The following is a 22,831-nucleotide window of genomic DNA, read 5'->3' as shown; positions in this document are numbered from 1 at the left end:
GGAGAATGCAATGAAAATTGATGTGAATTTAGTGAATGAAGTAACAGCATTTATCTGGTCAGAAGCTGACATGCTTGATCATTCCGAGTATCGGACATGGTTATCACTGTGGGAAGAGCAAGGTCTCTATATTATCCCGATTGATCCTGCATTAACCGATTATGAAAATCATCTGAACTATGCCTATGACAATCACCATATGCGTCAGCTACGTGTAGAGCGTTTAGAAAATGGTGAAGCAATTTCAACTTCACCGAAGGCCAATACAATTCGTAGCTTATCACGTGTCCGTATTCTTCAAAATGACAACAATGAAATCGTATTACGTTGTGCGCAAAACCTACGCGAATTCCGTAAAGAAAACTTGCGTCATTATACCGCAGACGTTACTTATCATTTAGTTCGCGATGGAGAACAAGGTTTTAAGATCCGTCGTAAAATCATTAATTTAATTAACTCAACTGATACCTTAGCTGGTATTAGCTATATCTTGTAATGGAGTGAAGATGAAAAAAGTCGCTTTAGTTACAGGTGCAGCATCAGGTTTAGGTTGGACGATTGCAGAACATTTTGCATCATTAGATTATCAGGTTATCGTCTCAGACATGAATCCTGAGCTCGCTCAGCAAAATATTGCTAAAAGTCAATTTTCGGCAAATATGTCTGTTTTGAAACTGGATATAGCAGAGTGTGCTGATTTTAAAAATGCGATTGTATTTATTGAGCAAAATTTTCAGCGTTTAGATGTCGTAGTGAATAATGCAGCAGTGACTAAAGCGACGCCGGTACTTGAAATTACAGCAGAAGAATTTGACTGGGTTTGTCAAGTCAATCAACGAGGTACGTTCACTGCCTGCCAAGTATTTGGTCAATACATGGCAAGTAAAGGCTATGGCCGTATGATCAACCTGTCTTCGCTGGCGGGTCAAAATGGCGGAACTGCAACGGGTGCACACTATGCCGCATCTAAGGGTGCCATTACAACATTGACCAAAATTTTTGCTAAGCAGTTTGCAGCACAAGGAGTGACTGTAAATGCAATTGCGCCAGGTCCAATGGATTCACCAATGGTTCGTCAAGTTGTCGGCGAAGAAAATCTCGAAAAATTCGTGACCAATATTCCTGTCCAACAACTTGGTTCTATGCATTTTATAGCACAGACAATTGCTTTATTGGCTCAGCCAGAGGCGGCCTTTGTTACAGGTGCAACATGGGACATTAATGGTGGCTTATTTATGCGCTAAATGCGTATAAGGTGAAAATATGACTGAATTATTTGATGTAGTACTCCAAAGCCGCCGAGTAGAGGGTGGCACAATTGCTGTGCTAGAACTCACCTCAGCAAATAACGTTACATTACCAAGTATAGAAGCAGGGGCACATATCGATGTGCATTTGCCAAATGGTTTAATACGCCAATATTCCCTATGTCAGAATCCCAAGCAAACTGGAATTTTCCGTCTAGGTATTTTAAAGGATCCACAATCGCGTGGTGGGTCAACTTGTGCATTTGATGAGTTGACACCAGGCATGCATTTACAAGTGAGTGCACCCAGAAATTTATTTCCACTCGTAGACGCTTCTCATTCGATATTAATTGGTGGGGGCATCGGAATTACACCATTGATTACGATGGCATATGAATTACTAGCGCAAGGTAAATCATTTGAATTGCATTATTGCGGAAGTAGTCGTGAATACTGTGCTTTTGTTGAAGAAATTGAACATGGTCCGCTGGGTGAGTTTACACAATTCCATTTTAAAGCCGAAGGTGCAAGTCACCGTGACTATCTGACAGACCATTTTAAACAGCTCGATACTAAATCACATATTTATACTTGCGGTCCGAATGGCTTTATGGATTGGGTAATCGATTTAGCGAAGGCAAATCAATTTATAGATCAGCAAATCCATAAAGAATATTTCAACGTAGAAATAGATGTTACTGGCGATACCTTTGAAGTTGTGGCTCAACGAAGTAATAAAATTATTACAGTTGCAGCGGATGAAAGCTTAATTGATGCATTAGCAAGAGAAGGCATCAAAATCGAAAAATCATGTGAACAAGGTGTCTGTGGTACATGTTTGTGTGACGTATTAGAAGGCGAACCTGACCATCGTGATGTGTATTTAACGGATGAAGAAAAAGCAGAGAATGAACAAATCTTAGTATGTTGCTCTCGTTCTAAATCTGCTCGTCTGGTCTTAGATATTTAAGATCCGACTTTAGGAATAAAAAGGAAAGAATATTATGTCTACATTATCACAAGCGCAGTATAGCGTTGATCCAATGAAATTCAGACGTGCTCTAGGTAACTTTGTGACTGGTGTTACCATTATGACAGCACAAAATTCAATGGGTGAGAAAGTCGGGGTCACAGCCAATAGTTTTAACTCCGTTTCACTTGATCCTTCACTTATTTTATGGAGTATCGATAAAAAATCTTCAAGCTATTCAGTTTTTTCTGAAGCGACACATTTTGCGGTAAATATTTTATCTGCAAACCAAATTGAATTATCGAACAAATTTGCACGCCGTACTGTAGATAAGTTTGATGGTGTGAACTACGAACCAGGCAAGGGCAATGCCCCAATTTTAGCCAACTGTTCAGCTGTTTTTGAGTGTGAGCGTCATCAAGTTATTGAAGGTGGAGATCACTGGATTATCATTGGTAAAGTTGTGGCTTTCCATGATGAAGGTCGTAGCCCGCTGGTATACCATCAAGGAGCTTATTCCGCTGTCACACCGCATCCCATGGTTCAATTGAAACAGTCCATCCAAGAAGGTGAATTGGGCAAGATGCATCACGGTTATTTAAACCAGAATGTTTGCTATCTCATGAGTCGCGCTTTTAAGTTTTACCAAAATGATTATATTCCTAAACAACTGGGTAGTGGTTTTAGAACCAGTGAGGCTCGCTTACTGTTAGTGTTGGGTAGTGGTACAACTTCAAGCAAAGCAGATTTACCTCGTGATATTGCTATGCCGATGCAGCAAGTAGAACAGGCTGCAGAAATCCTGAAAAAAGATGGTCTGTTAATTGAAACCGAGCAATTCTTCCAACTCACTGAAAAAGGGCAAGAAACTGCACATACTCTATTTGATATCGCAAATAGGCACCAAAATGAGGTGTTCTCAAAATATAGTGAAATTGAAAAAGAAAATTTTACTAAAATATTGAGAGATATTGCCGGAATTTAGTCGTAAAACCGCTTTTCTTTAAGGTATAAGTTAGTGATATTTATAGAAAAGTCTAATATAGATATCACTGTTGTAAAAAAGAATAAAAATCACGTAAAAATTTTAAATTGGCATGGAATTCGCTTAATTTAATTATTGCAAATTACATTGAATATTCTTTATTTTAAGTATATTAATATACTTATAAGATAATTGAATTTTCTATGGAATTATAAAAGAATCAAAGAGCATCATTAAGTATTGGAAACTTAAATATGCTGAGAGTTCTGCAATGGAATACATTTCTCGCCAGCTAAAAAAGAGCGCCAGTGAGAATAAAAATTAATTTGATAAAAAGGTCTAAATAATGGAATTAGCAGTCAAAGTGGGGAAACAAAATCGTCTCAAATTTATATCAGCCTACACATTATTAGCATTGAGCTGTAGCAGTGTTGCATATGCTGATTTTGTCAAAGATAGTGAAACATCTTTAAATTTTAGAAATTTTTATTTAGAACGAGATTTTGATAGTGCTCAACCTGACATTGGCAGTTGGTCTCAAGCAGCAGGTATTAAATTTTCATCTGGTTATACGGAGACCCCACTGCAAGTAGGTCTTGATCTCACGGCAAATTACGCACTTCGTTTGTCTGATCGAAATGAAGAGCGCCCAGATACCGTTTTGCCATTTGAAGATGGAAAACAGGTGAATCACTATCATAAGTTAGGTGCAACGCTTAAGCTTAAATATCAAGATTCTGAATTGCGTATTGGTGAGCTTATGCCACGTACTCCAGTGGCATTTATTGATGATTCACGCCAACTGGTGACAACCTATGCAGGTGTGGCACTTGAAACTAAAGCGATTGATAACCTGAAGCTATCTCTAGGACGCATTACCCATATTAATGCTCGTAATGATGATTCATTTGAAAAACTCAGTTTATTTGCACCGAATGGTCCGCGATTTGAAAGTGATGGTCTAAATTACTTGGGGCTGGACTACAACTTTACTCCAAGTGTCACGGGTGCATATTGGTATGGTCAATTAGAAGATATCTATCAACAGCATTATTTAAATGCTGCTTATAACACCACAATCGGTGAGAGTAAGGTGAAATTTGATGCACGTTATTTTAATAACAGTGAAGCGGGTGATGCTTATTACGGTAACATCGACAGCCAAACTTTTGGTATACAAGCCAATTTAAACAACGGTCCACATACTATTACAGCAGGTGTGCAAAAAAATAAAGGCGATAGCCCGTTCCCAACATTGGCAGGTTATGCACCTCAACCATTTTTACATACATGGTCATTACTTGGATTTATTAAACCAGAAGAGTTGACCTATCACATTCTTTATTCATACGACTTTAAAGCACTAGGTGTACCAGGTTTGCGTGCGACAGCACGTTACTTGCATGGTAGCGATATTGCTCGTGCTGGATTTAAAGATAATGAAGAAACTGAAACCAACTTCATTTTAGGCTACACCGTTCCTCAAGGCACATTCAAAGGGCTAGGTTTGGAATGGCGTTATATCGACACAACCACAAAATATGGCGCAGGTAATACACCAGGCACAGATTTCGTTGAAAACCGAATTATCACTACTTACACCTATAAATTCTAAGTACTAAAAAAGACAGAATAATCTGAATAATGGAGATACAGATGAATTTTAAAAAACTATTGATGGCAAGCTGTGTCATTGCTGCCGCAAGTACTACGCAAGCAGATATTACAATTGGCGTTGTCACGTCATCATCTGGTCCAGTTGCAATGGTAGGCATTCCGCAGAAGAACAGTATTGCCTTATTACCTAAAAAAATTGGTAATGAAAATGTGCGTTATATTTCACTTGATGATGCAAGTGATCCCACAGCATCTGTAAAAGCTGTTGAAAAGCTGATTAAAGAAAATAAGGTTGACGCAATTATCGGTCCATCAGGTTCACCGAATGCAACTGCAGTCATTGGAACAATTGCTAAAGCACAAGTTCCACTTCTTGCTCCTGTAGGTACCTCTTCAATTGTTCAACCAATGAATGAACAGAAGAAATGGGTTTTTAAAACTACACAAAACGATGAAATTATTGCAGAAGCTCTCGTTCAGGATATGGTGAAGCGTAAAATTAAAACCTTAGGTTTTATTGGAACAGCGGATCCGTATGGTGAGAACTGGGGTAAGGTACTTGCAAACCTTGCTGCAAAACATGGCATTAAGATTGTCGCTAAAGAGTCTTTCCAACGTCAAGATACTTCTTTGACAGGGCAAGCTTTAAAACTTATTAGTCAAAAGCCTCAAGCGATTTTAGTTGCCGCGCCTGGTAGCTCTGCCGTTCCACCACAAGCGGCACTTTATGATCGAGGTTATCGTGGGCAAGTCTACCAAACGCATGGTGCTGCACTGGATCAGTATCTAAAACTTGGTGGCAAGAAAGTAGAAAATACGATTTTAGCTGCAAGTTTAATGTTGGTTATTAACGAAGTGCCTAATACGCATCCTTCGAAAAAAGTGGCATTGAAATATATCAATGACTATAAAGCAAAATATAAACAGGTTCCTGCAACCTTTGGTGCCAATGTCTATGATGCTGGCTTGCTACTAGAAAAGGCGATTCCAGTAGCCTTGAAAAAAGCAAAACCGGGCACAGTTCAATTCCGTAAGGAACTACGCCAAGCACTTGAAAATACAAAAGAAGTAGCAGGTACGCAAGGTGTTTATAACATGAATGCCAAAGACCATAGCGGATTCGATAAACGTGGTCGTGAGTTAATTATTGTTAAGAACGGTCAGTGGAAACTTCTCAAGTAATTCCTCATTTTTTAAATATTATTCAATAACTACCCAAAAGTGATGATTCATTCATCACTTTGGGATGATTCATCCGCAAGAATGGTTAGGAAGATGTTATGGATTTGAATATCGCATTAATTCTTGGACAGGATGGGATAACCAGTGGTGCAATTTATGCATTATTGGCTTTATGCATCATCTTAGTCTTTACAGTCACACGTATTTTATTGATTCCTTTAGGTGAATTTTCAGTTTTTGGCGCATTAACATTAGCTTCGATACAAGCAGGTCATCCTAGTCTAATCGTTTGGCTAGTTGCTGCGCTATTTTGCATCAATACGGTTTTAGATCTGTATGCAAAATTCAAACATAACGCAACCTTTAATCATAAAGTCACATTATTCAGTGCAATTTACATCGGGCTCATTATTGCTGCGATGTACAAATTACCTTTAGCTGAACTTTCAATGTGGTGGCAAGTTATATTAACGCTTGCAGTCATTACTCCACTTGGTCCGCAACTTTATCGAACTTTCTTCCAGCCTTTAGTGGCTGCTAAACCATTAGTCCTTTTAATTGTTTCTATTGCTGTTCATGTGGTTTTAGTGGGTATCGGATTACTGATCTTTGGGCCGAATGGCGCTCAAACTCAACCTTTCAGTGATGCAACATTTGAATTGGGTAGCTTGATGGTCAATAGTCAAACACTAGTGATTATTGCAGCATTCTTTATTTTAATTTTTTTATTGTGGTATTTCTTCGAAAAAACCTTATATGGCAAAGCTTTACATGCAACAGCAGTGAATCGTGTCGGTGCTCAGCTTATGGGTATTTCACCAATTTTTGCAGGTAAATTGACTTTTATTCTGGCTGCTTTCATTGGCACCCTTTCGGGCATATTAATCGCGCCTATTACGACGCTTTATTACGATTCAGGTTTCGTGATTAGCCTTAAAGGATTTGTAGGCGCCATTATCGGTGGTTTGATTAGCTTCCCCGTTGCAGCAATAGGTTCTTTAGTTGTCGGACTCATTGAAGCTTTCTCTATGTTTTGGGCAAGTGACTACAAAGAAATTATTGTCTTCACACTCATTATTCCTTTCTTACTCTGGAAATCTTTGACTGCTCGTCACGTCGAGGAGGATGAAGAATGAAATCTAAATATTTATTTTTAGCCTTTGCCTTAGTGGTATTTGTGAGTCCATTTTTTCTACCAACCTATCAAGTGACCTTACTGAATTACATTGGTTTAAATGCGCTGGTTGTATTAGGTCTAGTGCTACTGACGGGTGTTGGTGGTATGACCAGTTTCGGTCAAGCAGCCCTCGTTGGTATTGGTGCATACGCAACTGCGTATTTAACAGTGACCGAACAGCTTCCTTCGTTTTTGGCTTGGACAGGGGGTAATCCTTGGTTAGGACTCTTGTTAGGTATTGTTATTACGCTGGTATCAGCAGTTCTTGTGGGTGGTCTAACCCTTAAATTATCAGGGCATTATCTACCTTTAGGCACAATCGCCTGGGGCATTTCACTTTATTACTTCTTCTCGACCATTGAATCTTTGGGTGGGCATTCCGGGATTTCAAATATCCCTAGTATCTCTGTGGCAGGTTATGCCTTTGATAGCAGCAACAAAATCTATTATCTCATTTGGTTAATTTTGTTCGGCGCAATCATTATTACCAAGAACTTACTTAATTCACGTGAAGGACGGGCGATACGTGCACTGAAAGGTGGACAGCTCATGGCTGAGTCGATGGGCGTAAATACTTTCCGTTCAAAAATGATGGTATTTATTACAGCATCTTTATTTGCCTCTGTTTCAGGTTGGCTGTATGCCCATACCCAAAGCTTTATTAACCCAACTCCATTTGGATTACAAATGGGTATTGACTACTTATTTATGGCACTTTTAGGTGGTGTAGGAAGTATCTGGGGAGCAATACTGGGTGCGGGTATTTTTACTATGGTTCGTCAATGGCTTCAGGATATTTTGCCAATCATTTTTGGCAGTGAAGGTCATTATGAAACCATTTTCTTTGGTTTGATCATTATTATTCTGATGCAAAAAGCACCTGCTGGTCTTTGGGCATTTATTGTTAAATATACGCCAAGTCGTTTTAAACCAGTTGATATTCATCCGACAATCCAACCCGTCGAAAATACATTGAAAGAAACCGAAATTCCTGCAAAAGGAACAGTGATTCTTGAAGCGAAAAACATTACCAAAAAGTTTGGTGGTCTTGTTGCCAATAACGATATGAATTTAACAATTCATGCCGGTGAAGTACTGGCACTCATTGGTCCGAATGGTGCTGGTAAAAGTACCATGTTTAACCAAATTTCCGGTGTAGATGTTCCAACCAGCGGAGAAGTAATATTCCAGGGTAAAAAAACCAACGGAATAGCTTCTCGTGAAATTGCCAAATTAGGTTTAAGTCGAACTTTCCAACATGTCAAAATTTTGCCTGAAATGACCGTTTTGGAAAATGTCGCGATTGGGGCGCATTTGCGTGGTGATAAAGGGGTTTTATCCTCCATGTTTTATCTAGATCGTGAACAAGAAAATATCTTGTTAAACGAAGCTAAAACTCAACTCGAACGTGTTGGTCTAGGTGACTATTTATATGCTGAAGCAGGCAGTTTGGCACTTGGACAACAGCGTATTCTCGAAATTGCACGTGCTTTATGTGCAAGCCCAAGTTTATTACTCCTTGATGAGCCTGCAGCAGGCTTACGTTTTAAGGAAAAACAAGCCTTAGCAGAATTACTTTCCAGATTACGTGAACAAGGTATGGCTATTTTATTGGTTGAACATGACATGGACTTTGTCATGAACCTTGCAGATCGCATTGTCGTGATGGAATTCGGTCAAAAAATTGCTGAAGGCTTACCGGAAGAAATCCAAAAAAATGAGGCTGTTCTCGAAGCATATCTTGGAGGTGTGGCATGACACTCATAAATACAAATCAAAATGATCAAGGTAAATCTTTACTCGAAGTAAAAAACTTGAGTGTTGCCTACGGCAAAGTTGAAGCTTTGATGAATTTTAATATGCGCGTCAATGAAGGTCAGATCGTCTCAGTGGTCGGTCCAAATGGTGCTGGTAAAACCACTCTATTGTCCGCAATCATGGGACTATTAGGTTCTAAAGGACAGGTCGATTTTGATGGGCATATTGAACAAGGGCCACAAGTTGAAACTATGGTGGTCAGAGGTTTAGGCTTAGTTCCAGAGAAGCGCGAGCTTTTTGGTTCTATGAGTATCGAAGACAACCTTATGCTTGGCGCGTTCCAGCGTTATCGTCAAGGTGATCGTTCTTTGAAAGATACCTTGGATGAGGTCTATACCATTTTCCCACGTCTCAAAGAGCGTCGCGGACAAGAGGCGGGTACACTTTCAGGCGGTGAGCGACAGATGCTGGCTGTAGGACGTGCATTAATGGCAAAGCCTAAACTCCTGATGTTAGATGAACCGAGTCTGGGCTTAGCACCACTTATTACACGTGAAATCTTTAAAGTGATCGATCAATTACGTGGTCAAGGTGTTTCAATTTTACTGGTTGAACAAAACGCACGTGCAGCCTTAAAACTTGCTGATTATGCCTATGTACTTGAAATGGGCGAGTTGTCTATGCAAGGGAAGGGCAGTGAGCTTGTTGAAGATCCAAGAATCATTGAAAGCTATTTAGGCATTAATAGTAAGCACCAAGATATTCTGGCGGTTTAATCGCAACTGTTGAGTGCAACTCAGCAATAAAGGAGGCGATGATGCAACAATCAGCTAAAAAGATATTGGTTTATGGAGCAGGTGCGATAGGAAGCGTATTGACTGTTCGATTGACACTGGCTGGCCATCAAGTCAGCGTGATTGCACGTGGGGAAAACTATCATGTGATTTCTCAAGAGGGTATCCATCTTGAAGATCTCACCGGTCATCACCACATCCGGCCTTACCGTGTGGTGAGTGATGTGAGTGAACTTGAACCACAGGATTATATTTTTATTGCAACCAAATTTCATGCCTTGGCTGAGATTACACCGCAGTTAAAAGCTTTATTGCATGATGATACGGTGATTGTTCCATTAATGAATGGAATTCCATTCTGGTATTTTTATGGAATAGAGCATTCAAGTGAAAAGACTTATATCAAATCCTTAGATCCCAATGCGCAATTATCAACACAATTTCCTTTGAAGAATTTAATCGGGTCAGTTGTTTTTATTACTGCACAATTATTGCAACCTGGAAAAGTGAAGTCTATTAATCCTTATTTGTTGATTTTTGGTGAACCAGACCATCAACTTAGTAATCGATTAAAACAACTTGTTGAACTGTTTGTAGATACCAACATTGAAGCTCGACCAGTTGAAACAATTCGTGATCAAATTTGGACTAAGGTGATGGCTAATCTGAGTTCTAACCCACTTTCAGTAGTAGCCAATACCAGCCTAGACCAAATTTATTCTCATCCATATTTACATCCTATCTCACGTGCTATCACCCAAGAGGTTAGGCAAGTCGCAGCGTGTTATGGTGCCCGTATCACTATTGATCCCACTACTTTTTTGAAACTTGGTACAGAAATGGGCGCAACCTATACGTCCATGTGGTACGACTATCAAAAAAAACATCGGCTGGAATTAGAAAGTATTGCAGACGCAGTTTTTGAACTTGCTGAAGTTTATGGCTGTGAAATGCCCATGACACGCTGTATTTACGACCTTACTCAATTTCTTAGCACACAATCACTTAAGCAAGAAGGAGCTGCATCATGAATTCAACTGTAAATCCTTTAAATGTTTTAGATACTGAATGGCAACTCAGAGTAAAGCTTGCTCATTGTTATCATCTTATTGATTTTTTTGGCTGGACAGAGACGATTTTTAACCACATTTCTGCCCGTCTACCAGGTGATGAACATTATTATTTAGTGAATCCATTTGGTCTCAATTACACAGAAATCACCCCTGAAAATCTATTAAAAGTGGATCTAAAAGGCAATAAAGTAATGCCTTCCGAATATGATGCCAATCCTGCAGGTTTTGCTCTTCATAGTGCGGTTCATGGTGCCCGCGATGATATCCGCTGTGTGATCCATACCCATACAACACCAATTAGTGCGATTACACAAAAAAAGCAGGGCTTTAAATACGATAATTTCTATGGTGCACAGCTATATGGTCGAATTGGATACCACACTTTTGAAGGTATTACGCTTTTCGAAGACGAAAAACAGCGCATGATTGAAAGTTTAGGCGATCATCATATTTTGGTTTTACGTAATCATGGTGTGGCTGTCGGTGAAAGCAGTATTGAAAAAGCATTTTTCTTGCTCTGGACAGTACAGCGTGCAGCGGAAATTCAGTGTCAGGCAGACGCAATGCAAGGAGAAGATGTTCATTTGACTGAAACAGTACAGCAAAAGTGTGCAGACCTCACACAAATGCTGATCAAGGAAAGTAGTTTTGCCGATAAATTTTTCAATGCCATGGTCAGAAAAATGCAAGAAAACCATTAAAGAATAGGGGGAGCGTAACAATGGAATCTAATCTTAATAAAAATATTATTTTGACAACACCAATCCAAGAAAGAACTGCATGGGTTGGAAAAGATCTAATCCATAAAGATGACTGGATTTATCATTTGTCAGCAAATGCAATTCAGGCTTTAGATGAAAATCTAGCTTATATAGAATCGGAAAAACTTACGCTAGCACAGATCAATCATGAGCATCTGACCGTAAAAGATCCAGGAATTCTGGCGGAATTTTCCAAATGGTCAGACGAATTAGAAAATGGATATGGATTCTTCCTTTTAAAAGGATTAGATGTTAACCGTTATTCTGAAGATCAAATGGCTACGCTGTATTTTGTGATTGGTTTATATATGGGGCAACCTGTCACACAAAACGCACATGGTGATTTACTTGGCAAGGTTGAAAATGTAGGTGATTTAAAGAATAAGTCAACACGTGTATACGAAACCAATGCCTATCTTCCATATCACACTGATTTGTCCGATGTCGTTGGTCTATTATCGATTCGTAAAGCAAAGCAAGGCGGGCTTAGCAGTTTAGTTAGTGCAGCCACTGTATATAATCAAATTTTGGAAAAATACCCTGAATATCTCGGTTATTACTATCATCCGACCTATTGTGATCATTTAGGTGATCCAGAGCCAAGTTTAACGCCCATTTTTAGCTATTGGGAAGGTAAATTAAGCTGCCGATATATGCGAGCATATATCGAGTTAGGGCATGAGCGTCTCGGTATACCACTTTCTAGTGTACAAAAGCAAGCATTTGATATTTTTGATCATTTTATTAATAATCCAGATCTTCGACTAGACATGATGCTTGAACCAGGAGATATGCAGTTCTGTAACAATTATAGTGTCATGCATTCAAGAACAGCATTTGAAGATTTTGAAGAGCAGAGTCAGCGTAGAAAACTACTACGTTTATGGTTGAAAATGTCGAATGCACGTGAACTAGCTAAAGATTTTCCTGGTCGAAATGGTATAGCGGCAAAAGTCGCATAGTCTATTCGCAATATGCGGTATTCAAACAAGAAAACAAGCACTGTATTTTTAGCATAGTTTATGAAGAATTCAGCGTAGGATGGCTTATTTTTTACTAGTGGTTAAGTCATCCTTATGCTCTCTTTGTAGATGGATTTAAATACCAAATTATGTACATTTTAATTATTTAAATCATGAATTAAATTAAAAGAAAATCATAATTTTACCTCTAGTTTATTTTTATAGAATAGCGAAATATAAATATGAGCTCTCTTTCGTAAATCACTTTTTATGTATAGATTCCGGTGATTAAATTGAATCTCAAACCAAGTCTTTTGCCTCTATTTTGATAACACTCAACAAAGATTTTAGAGGTTTTGTGCTGCCAAATATGTGCTTAATATCTATTCTTCTTTCATTGATTTCTTGATTATAGATTTTGAGGTTAGTAACCAATTTAAAGTTTTTTAGCCTGATAATTTAAATCCATATTAACAATGAGAAAACTTAATGGTTATAGAGCAGTCAGCATTCTACTTTAAGGTTTATAAGAAAGTGTAAGATTAATCAATTCGGAGTCCAAAAGTTACTTGAATTTATTATAAGCATTTGATAATTATATTTTATTTTTTTAAGTGCCTTGTCTGTTGGTATGCTGGTTAATCAAAAATTAGGATAATCACTTATAGATTTGTGAAAAAGGGCTCTTAAACTCTATAATGTGAATTGATTTCGTTGGGGAGAAATTTTTTGTTTAAATGCCACAGAAATTGTGACCTGATGAGAAGTTAATTTAGCTGAGCGAATTTGATAATTACTTAAAATTAGGCAATAGTCAGATTGTTAAGCTATAACAATTAAGGTAGTTAAATGAAGCAATATCTAGATTTGTGTCAACGCATAGTTGATGAAGGCGTATGGGTTGAGAATGAACGAACTGGAAAGCGTTGTTTAACCGTTATTAATGCTGATTTAGAATACAATGTAGGGACAAATGAGTTCCCTTTAGTGACAACTCGAAAAAGTTATTGGAAGGCAGCTATTGCAGAGTTGCTAGGCTACTTACGTGGGTATGACAATGCTGCTCAATTCAGAGCGATTGGTTGTAATACTTGGAATGCGAATGCTAACGAAAATGCAGCTTGGTTAGCTAACCCCCATCGTAAAGGTGAAGATGATATGGGGCGCGTTTATGGAGTTCAAGGACGTCATTGGCGTAACTCCGAAGGTCAAGAGTTTGATCAACTTCGTAAAATTTACGATGACTTACGTAATGGCATTGATGATCGTGGTGAAATTCTAACTTTTTATAACCCAGGTGAGTTTGATATGGGATGCTTACGCCCATGTATGCATACTCATACCTTTTCTTTAGTGGGGGATACCCTTTATTTAACCTCATCTCAACGTTCATGTGATGTGCCCTTAGGTCAAAACTTTAATCAAATTCAAGTTTTTACTTTACTCGCTCTGATGGCCCAAATCACAGGGCATAAGGCTGGAAAGGCATATCATAAGATAGTAAATGCACATATTTATGAAGATCAATTACAACTCATGCGTGATGTTCAGCTAAAACGTGAACCTTATCCATCGCCTAAGCTTCATATCAATCCTGATATTAAGAGTCTAGAAGATATTGAAACATGGGTGACATTGGATGATTTTGAAGTTGAAGGATATCAATATCATGAACATATCGCGTATCCATTTTCTGTATAGAAACATCTCATCAAAATAAAATGAGAATTGGTGGCAAACACGTTTACTTTGATTCTTGACATATAACTTTAGAAAATCACCTATCTTGATTGCGATTTAACCTCCTAGACAAGATAGGTGATTTTCTGCTATCGATATTATTATGTGAGCTGATTTGAATTAATACCTTTGAGTTCTAATAATTTTTTAACTTCTCAATTTCCTGTTCAGCATTAAAAAGAGACTCCCGATCCGCTTTATATAACATCTCATAATAATCTCAAGGCGCTTTCATCTTAAAATTGCGCTCATCATGACTTTTTCTCAGTTCCACATCGCCGGGAAGGTGACTGGAGGAGAGAGAAAATACAATAAAAAAGACATCCATAATGGATGCCTTTTTATCGCCTGCTTTAAGCTGTTGGCTTACCAGTATGTACTGTGTCAATCAGATTAGACAAGTCATAACCGAGCGATTGTGCATAAGCCAGATATTCCTGCTTAGTCGCTTCATCAATGGTTGGGGTGCGATGCAACAGCCACAGATATTTCATGCTTGGCTCACCGACCAAAGCCGTTTGATAACTAGCATCCAGCTTCAATACCCAGTAATCTCCCTTGGTAAATGGCACCCAGCGTAAACCTTCTGGCAGGAAACTGACCTCAAGTTTGGCATTGGCAGCATCTACAATCGTTGCCTCACCAATGGATTCATCCAGCTTGCCATCACCATCCAGACAACGATTCTGAACACGTACGCTACCACTTTCATTCAGGCTATAAACAGCTGAAATATCAGTGCTGTCTTCAGGTTGATGTTTCATTGGGAGACGGGCAATTTCATACCAAGTGCCTAAATATTTGGTGAGATCAAAATTTGAAACGGTAGGGATATCATGATTCATTATTTTCTCCGCTTTATTTCAGTTCATTTTTTTTCGCTCAATCAGTCTAAACATGGAGCTGCTAAAGAAAAGATGTAATCATGTAGTGAAATGTTGTGTTTGTTTTCAATGAGATGGGAATGGGTAGAGCATATATAAGAAATGTTAAGTAGGTCGAAATCTAGTCATTTTTTATAATTTATTGCTTAAAAGTATGTCGATTAATTAATTTATTATTCAATAAAACTTAATAATAAAAATTTTTGTAACTTAATAGAGTTAAATAATTCTATGCGGAATAGTAGCTTACATTTAATCAGTTAAATATTGATAAATTTATTTACATTTTGAACGTGAAAAATAACATTAATGGGGCTAGTATTTGGGCCTTTCAAAAGATATGAACGCCTGCTTAAGGGCGAGGAGTACTTGGTTTAATATGATTTATGATCATCAAGTGAATATGAGTGAAGTTCATGCTCCTGTTCAAGCGAACGTCATAATTCGTTCCCAGTCGGGACAAAATTCTAAACGTCAGCCTCAGCGTAACAGCTCTGAATCAGCTCGTAACACAAGTTCTGAATCACGCAAGACTTTTAGTGCGATGAATGGCCAGCGTTTTAATATTGAAAAATTCACCAGTTATCTGCAAGGCATTACCCGTAGTACCAGTACACAGAAATGTGCGCGCAGTATTCGTATCGGCTTGCAATCTTCAGGTGCAAAAATTGTGAATCATCCTGTAGCAGCAGCTGACTGGGGCAGTACCTTACAGAAATTGGGCTACCGCAAAATCAACCTGTCATTTGACCGTCCGAAAAAGGGTGATATCTATATCATTGACCGGACTTCCAAGCATAAGTACGGGCATATTGCAGCATACTCAGGTTCTGCATGGGTATCAGATTTCAGACAGTCAGGTTATGCGGTTTATCGTAATTCTGATGTGAAATACACTTATTACCGCCTGGATTCTCACCTTTAAGTTAGAAGTTAAAAGTAGCATTTGCGAAATGGTTCAATCTTCGAAGCGTTTCGCACGATTCCCGTAAATAGACAGGATAAATAATCCAAGCGCGCTGAAGCCAATGCATTGAATGCCTAAAGCTATCTTGTGCTGTTCAGGCAGATAGCCAAACAGGGTGATCAGGGCAATCAGCGGAATGCAGAAAAACAGTCGTGTAAAACCTTCCCGATAGGGATTCTGTTCAGGCAGTTTCAAGGCGACTGTACGTAAGCCATGACTAAGCATCCCAATTGCCAGACTGATGCCGACAAATATTGTATTTAGTTCTGCAAAGGTAGAAGCGTAATAAATCACTGCACAGGTGGCGATACAGACGATCAGCCTGATCTGGCGTGTGCAGCGTTCGGAATACCAGTAATTAAGCATGAGGCGGTGGAGTGTCCGTGTTTTTATGCATTAAAGACAGTGGTGAAAACAGGCAGATGGCAATCGCCATAAAGCCAATGCCCTGCGCACCTGCAACCAGGATCTCGCCATCTTTCATATTCATGAAGACTAATGCCAATAATAGGGCAATTGGAATCCAGGTCAGTATGCGATAGAACAAGCCTGTCGGATTCTTTGCAGCAAAATGAATTTTGCAATAACGGCAGATCAGAAAAATAATTCCAGTACCGGCGAACATCAGAATCGCATCCAGCGGTAAAGGTTCTATCCAGTACAGCACTGCTGTCAGTACGGCAATCACGATAAAAATCAGTAATTTTTTAATGACAGAAATTTGCGGATTAAACCAGTATTCAAGCATGGCAACCGTGAAGATCCAAAAGAGTTGATCTGCACTTTAGCATATTTCAGATATAAAAAAGCGAGGCAGATGCCTCGCAATATGTTCAGGATATCTTATACGTTTTTCTGTGGACCCCAGTCATAAATTTTTTTCTGGTAGGCATACCACATCATCCATAGGCCAATCAGAATCATTGGCAGGCTGAGGAATTGCCCCTTACTCATCCAGCCAATAAACAATTGACCATTGTCCGGTTCACGGAAAAATTCGACGATGAAACGTGCCAGACCGTAACCAATCAGGAAGAGCGCAGAAACTGCCATACGTGGGCGAGGTTTAGAGCTGAACCACCATAGTACAATAAACAGAATCAGACCTTCACAAAGTGCCTGATACAGTTGTGATGGATGACGAACCAGTTGGAGTGGATCGGTTGGGAAAATCATGCCAAAAGCAAAGTTTGGATCAGTCACCTGACGACCATACAGTTCCCCGCCGATGAAATTACCAATACGGCCAAACATCAGACCGGTCGGTACACACGGCGCGATAAAGTCCAGAGTCTGGAACCAGGTCATGTTGTATTTTTTACACCAGAGTAGCATCGCCAGGATTACACCTAGGAAACCGCCATGGAAGCTCATGCCACCTGTCCAGATCTGGAACAGCCACAATGGGTCTGCCAGAAACTGGGAAAAACCGTAGAAAAATACATAACCAACACGGCCACCGATAATCACCCCAAGCGCCCCGAAGAAGATTAAATCCGAGACCATATCTGATGTCCAGCCGCGTTGTTTAGCGCGATACGTCGCCAGCCCCCAAGCAAATAAAAATGCCATCAGGTACATCAGTCCATACCAGTGGACCTGCAATGGCCCGAGCGAAATCGCTACAGGATCAATATTGGGATAGTTGAGCATGCATCTTCCTTTGTCTTTCTGTTTTGCCCTGATTTTAGCCTAAACTTGGGAAAAATGTTGTACATTCAATGTGTAAAGATCTAGAGCATCAATTATGTGTATCGTTGCCTTGGCCTGGCGTGTACTGGATGACACGCCACTTTGTCTGATTTCAAACCGGGATGAGTTTTATCAGCGTCCGACAGTCGCCCTGCATGCCTGGCAAAATAGCCCAATTATTGCAGGGCAGGATCTTCAGTCTGGTGGTACCTGGATGGGTATAACTACTTCAGGACGATGGGCAGTGATTACCAATTTCAGGGATGGTAATGACAAGAATAACTACCCAACTTCACGTGGACATATCATTCAGCATTTTCTGGAATCTGAATTGACACCTATCCGGTTTGCTCAAGAACTAGAAAAACATCAATATGATTATGCTGGCTTTAACCTGTTTGTCGGCGATCGAGAGCAGGCGGTCTATATGAGTAACCGTGGTGAAGCACCGCAAGTGTTGGCACATGGTGTATATGTGGTATCCAATGGTTTGCTGACTGAACATTGGGAAAAGACCCGTCACTTACGCAAGCGTTTTACCCAGGAATTCCTGCCCATGATGCAGCATCCCGATATACCTGAGTCGGATCTTTATTATGCCGTCTGGGATATTCTGGAAGATGAACGCAAGATCATTCCGGAGTTGTTGCCGAAGACCGGGATTTCACATGAACTGGAACAGTTGTTGTCTTCAACCTTTATTCAAAGTCCGGCTTATGGCACGCGCTGTTCCAATTTCCTGAGAATGAAAACCGATGAGTGGCAGTGGCTGGAAAAATCCCAGCAGGGTGAAACAGCAGGACAGATCGTTGAACAAGTTATTCCGATTATTAGCTAAATAACAGTATTGGTGATGATATTTATAAAGATATCAGTTTAAACAACACCCTTCTGAGTATATAGAGGTGTGCTAGAATGAAGCCTGTCTACTACTCCTGACTTTATCTTTTTTATGGCACTGCTCCTACCACTTATTTCATTTCTAATTGGATTCTGGGGCATCCATTATTTAAAGCCGGTTCGTCCATTTATGGCCGCTTTACTGGCTCGTCTGCTGATCCCGTTGATTATAATTTACAACATGGCGTTCTATAAGCAGGGTAGCTTGTGGCTGATTGGTTTTAGTATCTTTAGCTCGCTGTTTTTGTTCGGTCTGTTCTACTTTTTCTCCAAAGATAAATTACGTGCACTATGTTTTAGTTATTTGAATGGTGTCTGGCTGGGATTTCCTTTTGCCTTGGCGTTATTTGGTCCTGATGCTTTAAATACCATTGTTGCCTTATATATCGGCGGTTCTTTATTTGGAAATGTCAGTGCAGTTGTAGCAGTGAGTGCTGAAAAGCAGACACCGCAATTCATTATTAAAAATATGCTGAAGTCTCCACCGGTGATTGCACTGACGGTTGCAGCAGTTTTATCATTTTGGGATTTTAGTGCTTATGAATCGCATCCAGTGATTCAGTGGGGCTATGCCGCGAACAAGTTTCTGGTGACCTTTGCTGGTATGTGTATTCTAGGCATGTGGCTCCGTCATGTCCGGATTCAGCTAAGTGATTTGACCCGTAGTTTAATATTGATTAGTGGTCGCTTTATTCTGTCTTTAGGACTGGCAGCAGGTGCTTATTTCTTATTGCCAATTCCGCATCAAATACTAACTTATGCTGTTTTAATGATGTATTTCCTGCTTCCACCAGCAGCCAATATTGTGGCACTGGAAACCCATTATCAAGGCACAGGTTATTCAGCGAAATATATTGCTTCAGGAACGATTGCCAGTGCGATCTTGATCGGCGTATATGGAGTGGTGGTGCATGCGTTGGTGCCGGGTTTATAAAAATATCAGAAAAGTCCTTTTCCCCGAGAGAGAATAAGATGCATTTTAAATCCCTCGCCCCAGCCCTCTCCCAACGGGAGAGGGAGCCATGAGAGATGAAACTTACTTTTCCAGACTCGCTTTAAATAGTTGCATTGCCTGACCACGGTGACTAATTCTATTTTTTTCTTCCTTGCTCATTTCCGCACTCGCAATACCCAGTTCAGGTAACCAGAACAGCGGATCATAGCCAAAGCCATTTTCACCACGGGCTGCTTCCAAGATCTCACCTTTCCAGATGCCCTGGAAGATTTGTGGTAATGGGTCTTCGGCATGTTGAACTAAGGCCAGTACACACACAAACATGCCTTCAATCGGTTCACCGTCTTTACGCAGTGGTTTCAGGTCAGCCAGTAATTTTTCGTTGTTCGCTGCATCATCACCATGTTCACCCGCATAACGTGCAGAGTAAATTCCAGGTGCACCGCCCAGAACTGGTACACAAATCCCTGAATCATCAGCAATCGCAGGTTTGCCAGAAATACGTGAGGCATGACGTGCCTTGATAATGGCATTTTCAACAAAGCTCAAACCATCTTCAATTGCGTCTTCAATATTCAGCTTACCTTGAGGAATCACTTCAACTGGAAGTTTGAGTTCTGCAAACATCTTTTCAAATTCTGCAATCTTGCCTTTATTATTACTTGCCAGTACCAGTGTGCCTTGGGATAACCAGTCAGTTGCAGCCATGTTAAAACTCATTATTAGATAAAGAATGGGCGCTATTTTAGCAATGGATGAAGAATTTGTAGCAATAAAAAAGCACCCGAAGGTGCTATTTATACCATTCAGCTTATTGTGCCTGAATCCATCTGTCAGCACGATCACGTGCCTGACGGATCTGTTCCTGGGTCAAGTTGGCTGCCAATGCAGTTTTCTTGCCTTCAGATAAAGTAATCACTTTATTGTCCAGCATGCCGTCACGGGTAGAAAGCTCATACCACTGGTAAGCACCCATGTAGTTTTTCTTCTTCTCTTCCATCATGGCCAGATTGAAGCTGGCACGGTTATCACCACGGCTGGCTGCTTTTTCAAAGTACTGGCGAGCCAGCGTTTCATCTTTCTTGGTGCCAATGCCATCTGCCAGCATACGGCCTACATTCAATTGAGCAACTGCCAGACCTTGATCGGCTGCTGCTTTATACCAGGCAAAAGCCTGACGTTCATCTTTCTGAATGTCTTTGCCATACTGGTATTTGGTTGCTAAATAGAATTGTGCACCTGGCTGTCCTGCCTTCGCTGCCTTAATCAGGCTATTAATGTCCATGATGGAATATTGTGCGGCCTGACTTGCGACAGAAGGCGTTGGTGCAACATAGTCTGCATGGGCCTGAAAGCTAAAAAGTCCAGCCAGTAGCGTCGTACTTAGTAATAATTTTTTCATAGAGCGCTCACTCGATAAATTGCGACTTCACCAAACAGATTAGGGAGGTGCTTGCTGAGCATGCTGTCTTGTTGATTCCCATTCACAGCGAGTCGGTTAATAATTTTGATGTTATTTTCCGCGCAAAGTGCTTCAAAGTCACGGAAAGTACATAAATGGATGTTCGGTGTGTTATACCACATATAGGGTAAAGCTTCCGAAACAGGCATTTTCCCTTTTAGTGCCAGGAAAGAACGAGTCTTCCAGTGCGCAAAGTTCGGGAAAGTAATAATCGCCTGTTTACCCACTCGCACCATATCACGCAATAAAACGTCCGGTGCATCTACAGCTTGCAAAGCCTGTGCCATGACAACATAGTCAAAAGACTGGTCTGCAAAACGACTTAATCCCAGATTTAAGTCTTGCTGGATGATATTTAACCCACGACTGACTGCAATTGCAATCTTTTCCTGATCAATTTCTAATCCGTATGCGCGAATATTGTGCTTTTTGCTCATATGAGCCAATAATTCACCGTCACCACAGCCCAGGTCTAGGACGCGTGAACCCGGTTTAATCCAACGTTCTGCCAGTTGTTGATCAATACGCATTACACAGCCTCCTTCGGGGTTGATTTTAACAGTTCTTCACCACCCAAGAAGGCACGCAATGACTTCACATACAGTGGAATCGGGAACAGGAAGGAGTCATGGCCTTGCTCAGCATCAATATCCAGATAGCTGACAGGCTTATTATTGGTAATTAAGGCGTCTACGATTTCAACAGAACGTGAAGGTGAGAACCGCCAGTCAGTTGTGAAAGAGACCACGAGGAATTTACATTTGGTTTGGGCCATTGCCTTTACCAATGATTGTTGGTATTCACGTGAAGGATCAAAGTAATCCAGCGCCTTGGTCATAATCAGGTAAGTATTGGCATCAAAGTTCCGGCTAAATTGTTCACCTTGATAGCGCAAATAGCTTTCGACCTGGAACTCCACATCGAAACCATACATAAATTTACCGGATTTTAAATCACGACCAAATTTCTGCTTCATGGCTTCTTCAGACAGGTAGGTGATATGACCGACCATACGTGCCAGAATCAGGCCACGTTTTGGATAGCTATCATGTTCCAGATAACGGCCATTATGGAAATCCGGATCTGACAGAATTGACTGACGTGCGACTTCATTAAAGGCAATGTTCTGTGCAGATAATTTAGGTGCGCTGGCAATAATCACACATTTTTGCAGACGATCTGGATAATCTACCGACCATTGTAATGCCTGCATACCGCCTAATGAACCACCGATGATGGAATACCACACATCAATACCGAGACGGTCAGACAGCATGGCTTGGGTTTTCACCCAGTCACGTACAGTCACTAGAGGAAAATCAGGACCATAAGGGCGGTTGTCATTTTCAGGGTTCGGAGAAGTTGGACCTGTTGAACCACTACAGCCACCAATATTATTCAGGGCAACCACAAAAAATTTATTGGTATCAATTGCCTTGTTTGGACCAATACAGGCCTCCCACCAGCCTGGTTTTTTATCATCTTCATGATGATAGCCAGCAGCATGATGATGACCGGAAAGGGCATGACAAATCAGAATGGCATTGGACTTATCGGCATTGAGTTCGCCATAAGTTTCAACCATCAGTTCAAAACGGGGGAGGATGCGACCGCATTCAAGCTCTAACGGCTGTTCGAATTGGAACTTTTGTGGGACAACAAGGCCCACTGAGTCAGCTGGAAAAGACACGGGAATGATTCGCCT

24 protein-coding genes are annotated in these 22,831 nt (G+C 40.3%); 16 read left to right on the top strand and 8 right to left on the bottom strand.

Annotated elements, in window-relative coordinates; translation table 11 throughout:
- The first annotated feature begins 10 nt into the window (after positions 1-10).
- The 13 genes from FSC11_RS12610 (at position 11) to FSC11_RS12550 (ending at position 14,227) form a co-directional block, all read left to right on the top strand.
- Positions 11-496, top strand: coding sequence for an aromatic-ring-hydroxylating dioxygenase subunit beta (locus FSC11_RS12610; protein ID WP_163167253.1), 486 nt, complete (start codon positions 11-13; stop codon positions 494-496).
- Between the two features lie 10 nt (positions 497-506).
- The gene (locus tag FSC11_RS12605) at positions 507-1,244 is read left to right on the top strand and encodes an SDR family NAD(P)-dependent oxidoreductase (RefSeq protein ID WP_163167251.1); all 738 of its coding nucleotides are present in this window, start codon (positions 507-509) and stop codon (positions 1,242-1,244) included.
- 19 nt (positions 1,245-1,263) lie between these two features.
- Positions 1,264-2,217, top strand: a complete 954-nt coding sequence (locus tag FSC11_RS12600) for a PDR/VanB family oxidoreductase (protein ID WP_163167249.1) — start codon at positions 1,264-1,266, stop codon at positions 2,215-2,217.
- A gap of 34 nt (positions 2,218-2,251) precedes the next feature.
- Positions 2,252-3,202 (top strand): p-hydroxyphenylacetate 3-hydroxylase reductase component, encoded by a 951-nt coding sequence (locus FSC11_RS12595; RefSeq protein ID WP_163167247.1) that lies wholly within the window; start codon positions 2,252-2,254, stop codon positions 3,200-3,202.
- A gap of 346 nt (positions 3,203-3,548) precedes the next feature.
- Entirely contained in the window at positions 3,549-4,817 is a 1,269-nt protein-coding gene (locus tag FSC11_RS12590; RefSeq protein WP_004890227.1) for an OprD family outer membrane porin, read from the top strand.
- A gap of 41 nt (positions 4,818-4,858) precedes the next feature.
- Positions 4,859-6,001 (top strand): ABC transporter substrate-binding protein, encoded by a 1,143-nt coding sequence (locus tag FSC11_RS12585; protein ID WP_004890224.1) that lies wholly within the window; start codon positions 4,859-4,861, stop codon positions 5,999-6,001.
- Positions 6,002-6,099: 98 nt separating this feature from the next.
- Positions 6,100-7,137: a branched-chain amino acid ABC transporter permease gene (locus FSC11_RS12580; protein ID WP_163167245.1), complete on the top strand. Its 1,038-nt coding sequence runs from the start codon at positions 6,100-6,102 to the stop codon at positions 7,135-7,137.
- Complete coding sequence (locus FSC11_RS12575) at positions 7,134-8,936, top strand: branched-chain amino acid ABC transporter ATP-binding protein/permease (RefSeq protein WP_163167243.1); 1,803 nt, start codon at positions 7,134-7,136, stop codon at positions 8,934-8,936. Before FSC11_RS12580 ends, FSC11_RS12575 begins: the two co-directional genes overlap by 4 nt.
- Complete coding sequence (locus tag FSC11_RS12570) at positions 8,933-9,712, top strand: ABC transporter ATP-binding protein (protein WP_163167241.1); 780 nt, start codon at positions 8,933-8,935, stop codon at positions 9,710-9,712. The genes FSC11_RS12575 and FSC11_RS12570 overlap by 4 nt, the downstream gene beginning before the upstream one ends.
- A 41-nt stretch (positions 9,713-9,753) precedes the next feature.
- The gene (locus FSC11_RS12565) at positions 9,754-10,761 is read left to right on the top strand and encodes a ketopantoate reductase family protein (RefSeq protein WP_163167239.1); all 1,008 of its coding nucleotides are present in this window, start codon (positions 9,754-9,756) and stop codon (positions 10,759-10,761) included.
- Positions 10,758-11,504 (top strand): class II aldolase/adducin family protein, encoded by a 747-nt coding sequence (locus FSC11_RS12560; RefSeq protein WP_163167237.1) that lies wholly within the window; start codon positions 10,758-10,760, stop codon positions 11,502-11,504. The genes FSC11_RS12565 and FSC11_RS12560 overlap by 4 nt, the downstream gene beginning before the upstream one ends.
- A 20-nt stretch (positions 11,505-11,524) precedes the next feature.
- The gene (locus FSC11_RS12555; protein ID WP_163167235.1) at positions 11,525-12,526 is read left to right on the top strand and encodes a TauD/TfdA family dioxygenase; all 1,002 of its coding nucleotides are present in this window, start codon (positions 11,525-11,527) and stop codon (positions 12,524-12,526) included.
- 849 nt (positions 12,527-13,375) lie between these two features.
- Positions 13,376-14,227 (top strand): thymidylate synthase, encoded by an 852-nt coding sequence (locus FSC11_RS12550; protein ID WP_163167233.1) that lies wholly within the window; start codon positions 13,376-13,378, stop codon positions 14,225-14,227.
- 392 nt (positions 14,228-14,619) lie between these two features.
- On the opposite strand, the gene FSC11_RS12545 is transcribed toward FSC11_RS12550, so the two are convergent.
- The gene (locus FSC11_RS12545) at positions 14,620-15,111 is read right to left on the bottom strand and encodes a lipocalin family protein (protein WP_103800890.1); all 492 of its coding nucleotides are present in this window, start codon (positions 15,109-15,111) and stop codon (positions 14,620-14,622) included.
- Positions 15,112-15,529: 418 nt separating this feature from the next.
- Here FSC11_RS12545 and FSC11_RS12540 point away from each other — a divergent pair, with 418 nt between their 5' ends.
- On the top strand, positions 15,530-16,075 hold the full coding sequence (locus tag FSC11_RS12540; RefSeq protein WP_004890200.1) for a CHAP domain-containing protein: 546 nt from the start codon (positions 15,530-15,532) through the stop codon (positions 16,073-16,075).
- A gap of 33 nt (positions 16,076-16,108) precedes the next feature.
- Here the strand turns inward: FSC11_RS12540 and FSC11_RS12535 are convergent, their stop codons facing one another.
- From FSC11_RS12535 to lgt, 3 genes are all read right to left on the bottom strand, one after another.
- Entirely contained in the window at positions 16,109-16,483 is a 375-nt protein-coding gene (locus FSC11_RS12535; protein ID WP_163167231.1) for a hypothetical protein, read from the bottom strand.
- A complete protein-coding gene (locus FSC11_RS12530) occupies positions 16,476-16,865 on the bottom strand; it encodes a hypothetical protein (RefSeq protein WP_004890194.1) in 390 nt (129 codons plus the stop codon). Before FSC11_RS12530 ends, FSC11_RS12535 begins: the two co-directional genes overlap by 8 nt.
- 95 nt (positions 16,866-16,960) lie before the next feature.
- Positions 16,961-17,770: a prolipoprotein diacylglyceryl transferase gene (lgt, locus tag FSC11_RS12525; RefSeq protein ID WP_004813235.1), complete on the bottom strand. Its 810-nt coding sequence runs from the start codon at positions 17,768-17,770 to the stop codon at positions 16,961-16,963.
- 94 nt (positions 17,771-17,864) lie between these two features.
- On the opposite strand from lgt, the gene FSC11_RS12520 reads away from it, so the two are divergent.
- Together FSC11_RS12520 and FSC11_RS12515 are read left to right on the top strand one after the other, a co-directional pair.
- Positions 17,865-18,647, top strand: a complete 783-nt coding sequence (locus FSC11_RS12520; RefSeq protein WP_163167229.1) for an NRDE family protein — start codon at positions 17,865-17,867, stop codon at positions 18,645-18,647.
- A 114-nt stretch (positions 18,648-18,761) separates the two neighbouring features.
- Positions 18,762-19,643 carry an AEC family transporter gene (locus FSC11_RS12515; protein ID WP_163167227.1) on the top strand — a complete coding sequence of 294 codons (882 nt, stop codon included), beginning with the start codon at positions 18,762-18,764 and terminating at the stop codon, positions 19,641-19,643.
- Positions 19,644-19,745: 102 nt separating this feature from the next.
- On the opposite strand, the gene rdgB is transcribed toward FSC11_RS12515, so the two are convergent.
- From rdgB to metX, 4 genes are all read right to left on the bottom strand, one after another.
- On the bottom strand, positions 19,746-20,372 hold the full coding sequence (gene rdgB / locus FSC11_RS12510; RefSeq protein ID WP_163167225.1) for an RdgB/HAM1 family non-canonical purine NTP pyrophosphatase: 627 nt from the start codon (positions 20,370-20,372) through the stop codon (positions 19,746-19,748).
- 103 nt (positions 20,373-20,475) lie between these two features.
- Positions 20,476-21,066 carry a tetratricopeptide repeat protein gene (locus FSC11_RS12505; protein ID WP_004813225.1) on the bottom strand — a complete coding sequence of 197 codons (591 nt, stop codon included), beginning with the start codon at positions 21,064-21,066 and terminating at the stop codon, positions 20,476-20,478.
- Complete coding sequence (metW, locus tag FSC11_RS12500) at positions 21,063-21,656, bottom strand: methionine biosynthesis protein MetW (protein ID WP_163167223.1); 594 nt, start codon at positions 21,654-21,656, stop codon at positions 21,063-21,065. Before metW ends, FSC11_RS12505 begins: the two co-directional genes overlap by 4 nt.
- Positions 21,656-22,816, bottom strand: a complete 1,161-nt coding sequence (gene metX, locus FSC11_RS12495; protein ID WP_163167221.1) for a homoserine O-succinyltransferase MetX — start codon at positions 22,814-22,816, stop codon at positions 21,656-21,658. The genes metW and metX overlap by 1 nt, the downstream gene beginning before the upstream one ends.
- Positions 22,817-22,831: the final 15 nt, after the last annotated feature.

It is taken from the genome of Acinetobacter schindleri (assembly GCF_010918895.1).
In the GTDB taxonomy this organism is placed as follows: Bacteria; Pseudomonadota; Gammaproteobacteria; order Pseudomonadales; family Moraxellaceae; genus Acinetobacter; species Acinetobacter schindleri.
Note: the sequence above shows the minus strand (reverse complement) of the source record. Positions and strands in the feature narration are given on the sequence as shown.

Bases quoted from the DNA above. Each gene is read 5' to 3' on its own strand.
- FSC11_RS12610 (WP_163167253.1), top strand. From the start codon at position 11: ATGAAAATTGATGTGAATTTAGTGAATGAAGTAACAGCATTTATCTGG.
- FSC11_RS12605 (WP_163167251.1), top strand. From the start codon at position 507: ATGAAAAAAGTCGCTTTAGTTACAGGTGCAGCATCAGGTTTAGGTTGG.
- FSC11_RS12600 (WP_163167249.1), top strand. From the start codon at position 1,264: ATGACTGAATTATTTGATGTAGTACTCCAAAGCCGCCGAGTAGAGGGT.
- FSC11_RS12595 (WP_163167247.1), top strand. From the start codon at position 2,252: ATGTCTACATTATCACAAGCGCAGTATAGCGTTGATCCAATGAAATTC.
- FSC11_RS12590 (WP_004890227.1), top strand. From the start codon at position 3,549: ATGGAATTAGCAGTCAAAGTGGGGAAACAAAATCGTCTCAAATTTATA.
- FSC11_RS12585 (WP_004890224.1), top strand. From the start codon at position 4,859: ATGAATTTTAAAAAACTATTGATGGCAAGCTGTGTCATTGCTGCCGCA.
- FSC11_RS12580 (WP_163167245.1), top strand. From the start codon at position 6,100: ATGGATTTGAATATCGCATTAATTCTTGGACAGGATGGGATAACCAGT.
- FSC11_RS12575 (WP_163167243.1), top strand. From the start codon at position 7,134: ATGAAATCTAAATATTTATTTTTAGCCTTTGCCTTAGTGGTATTTGTG.
- FSC11_RS12570 (WP_163167241.1), top strand. From the start codon at position 8,933: ATGACACTCATAAATACAAATCAAAATGATCAAGGTAAATCTTTACTC.
- FSC11_RS12565 (WP_163167239.1), top strand. From the start codon at position 9,754: ATGCAACAATCAGCTAAAAAGATATTGGTTTATGGAGCAGGTGCGATA.
- FSC11_RS12560 (WP_163167237.1), top strand. From the start codon at position 10,758: ATGAATTCAACTGTAAATCCTTTAAATGTTTTAGATACTGAATGGCAA.
- FSC11_RS12555 (WP_163167235.1), top strand. From the start codon at position 11,525: ATGGAATCTAATCTTAATAAAAATATTATTTTGACAACACCAATCCAA.
- FSC11_RS12550 (WP_163167233.1), top strand. From the start codon at position 13,376: ATGAAGCAATATCTAGATTTGTGTCAACGCATAGTTGATGAAGGCGTA.
- FSC11_RS12545 (WP_103800890.1), bottom strand. From the start codon at position 15,111: ATGAATCATGATATCCCTACCGTTTCAAATTTTGATCTCACCAAATAT.
- FSC11_RS12540 (WP_004890200.1), top strand. From the start codon at position 15,530: ATGATTTATGATCATCAAGTGAATATGAGTGAAGTTCATGCTCCTGTT.
- FSC11_RS12535 (WP_163167231.1), bottom strand. From the start codon at position 16,483: ATGCTTAATTACTGGTATTCCGAACGCTGCACACGCCAGATCAGGCTG.
- FSC11_RS12530 (WP_004890194.1), bottom strand. From the start codon at position 16,865: ATGCTTGAATACTGGTTTAATCCGCAAATTTCTGTCATTAAAAAATTA.
- lgt (WP_004813235.1), bottom strand. From the start codon at position 17,770: ATGCTCAACTATCCCAATATTGATCCTGTAGCGATTTCGCTCGGGCCA.
- FSC11_RS12520 (WP_163167229.1), top strand. From the start codon at position 17,865: ATGTGTATCGTTGCCTTGGCCTGGCGTGTACTGGATGACACGCCACTT.
- FSC11_RS12515 (WP_163167227.1), top strand. From the start codon at position 18,762: ATGGCACTGCTCCTACCACTTATTTCATTTCTAATTGGATTCTGGGGC.
- rdgB (WP_163167225.1), bottom strand. From the start codon at position 20,372: ATGGCTGCAACTGACTGGTTATCCCAAGGCACACTGGTACTGGCAAGT.
- FSC11_RS12505 (WP_004813225.1), bottom strand. From the start codon at position 21,066: ATGAAAAAATTATTACTAAGTACGACGCTACTGGCTGGACTTTTTAGC.
- metW (WP_163167223.1), bottom strand. From the start codon at position 21,656: ATGCGTATTGATCAACAACTGGCAGAACGTTGGATTAAACCGGGTTCA.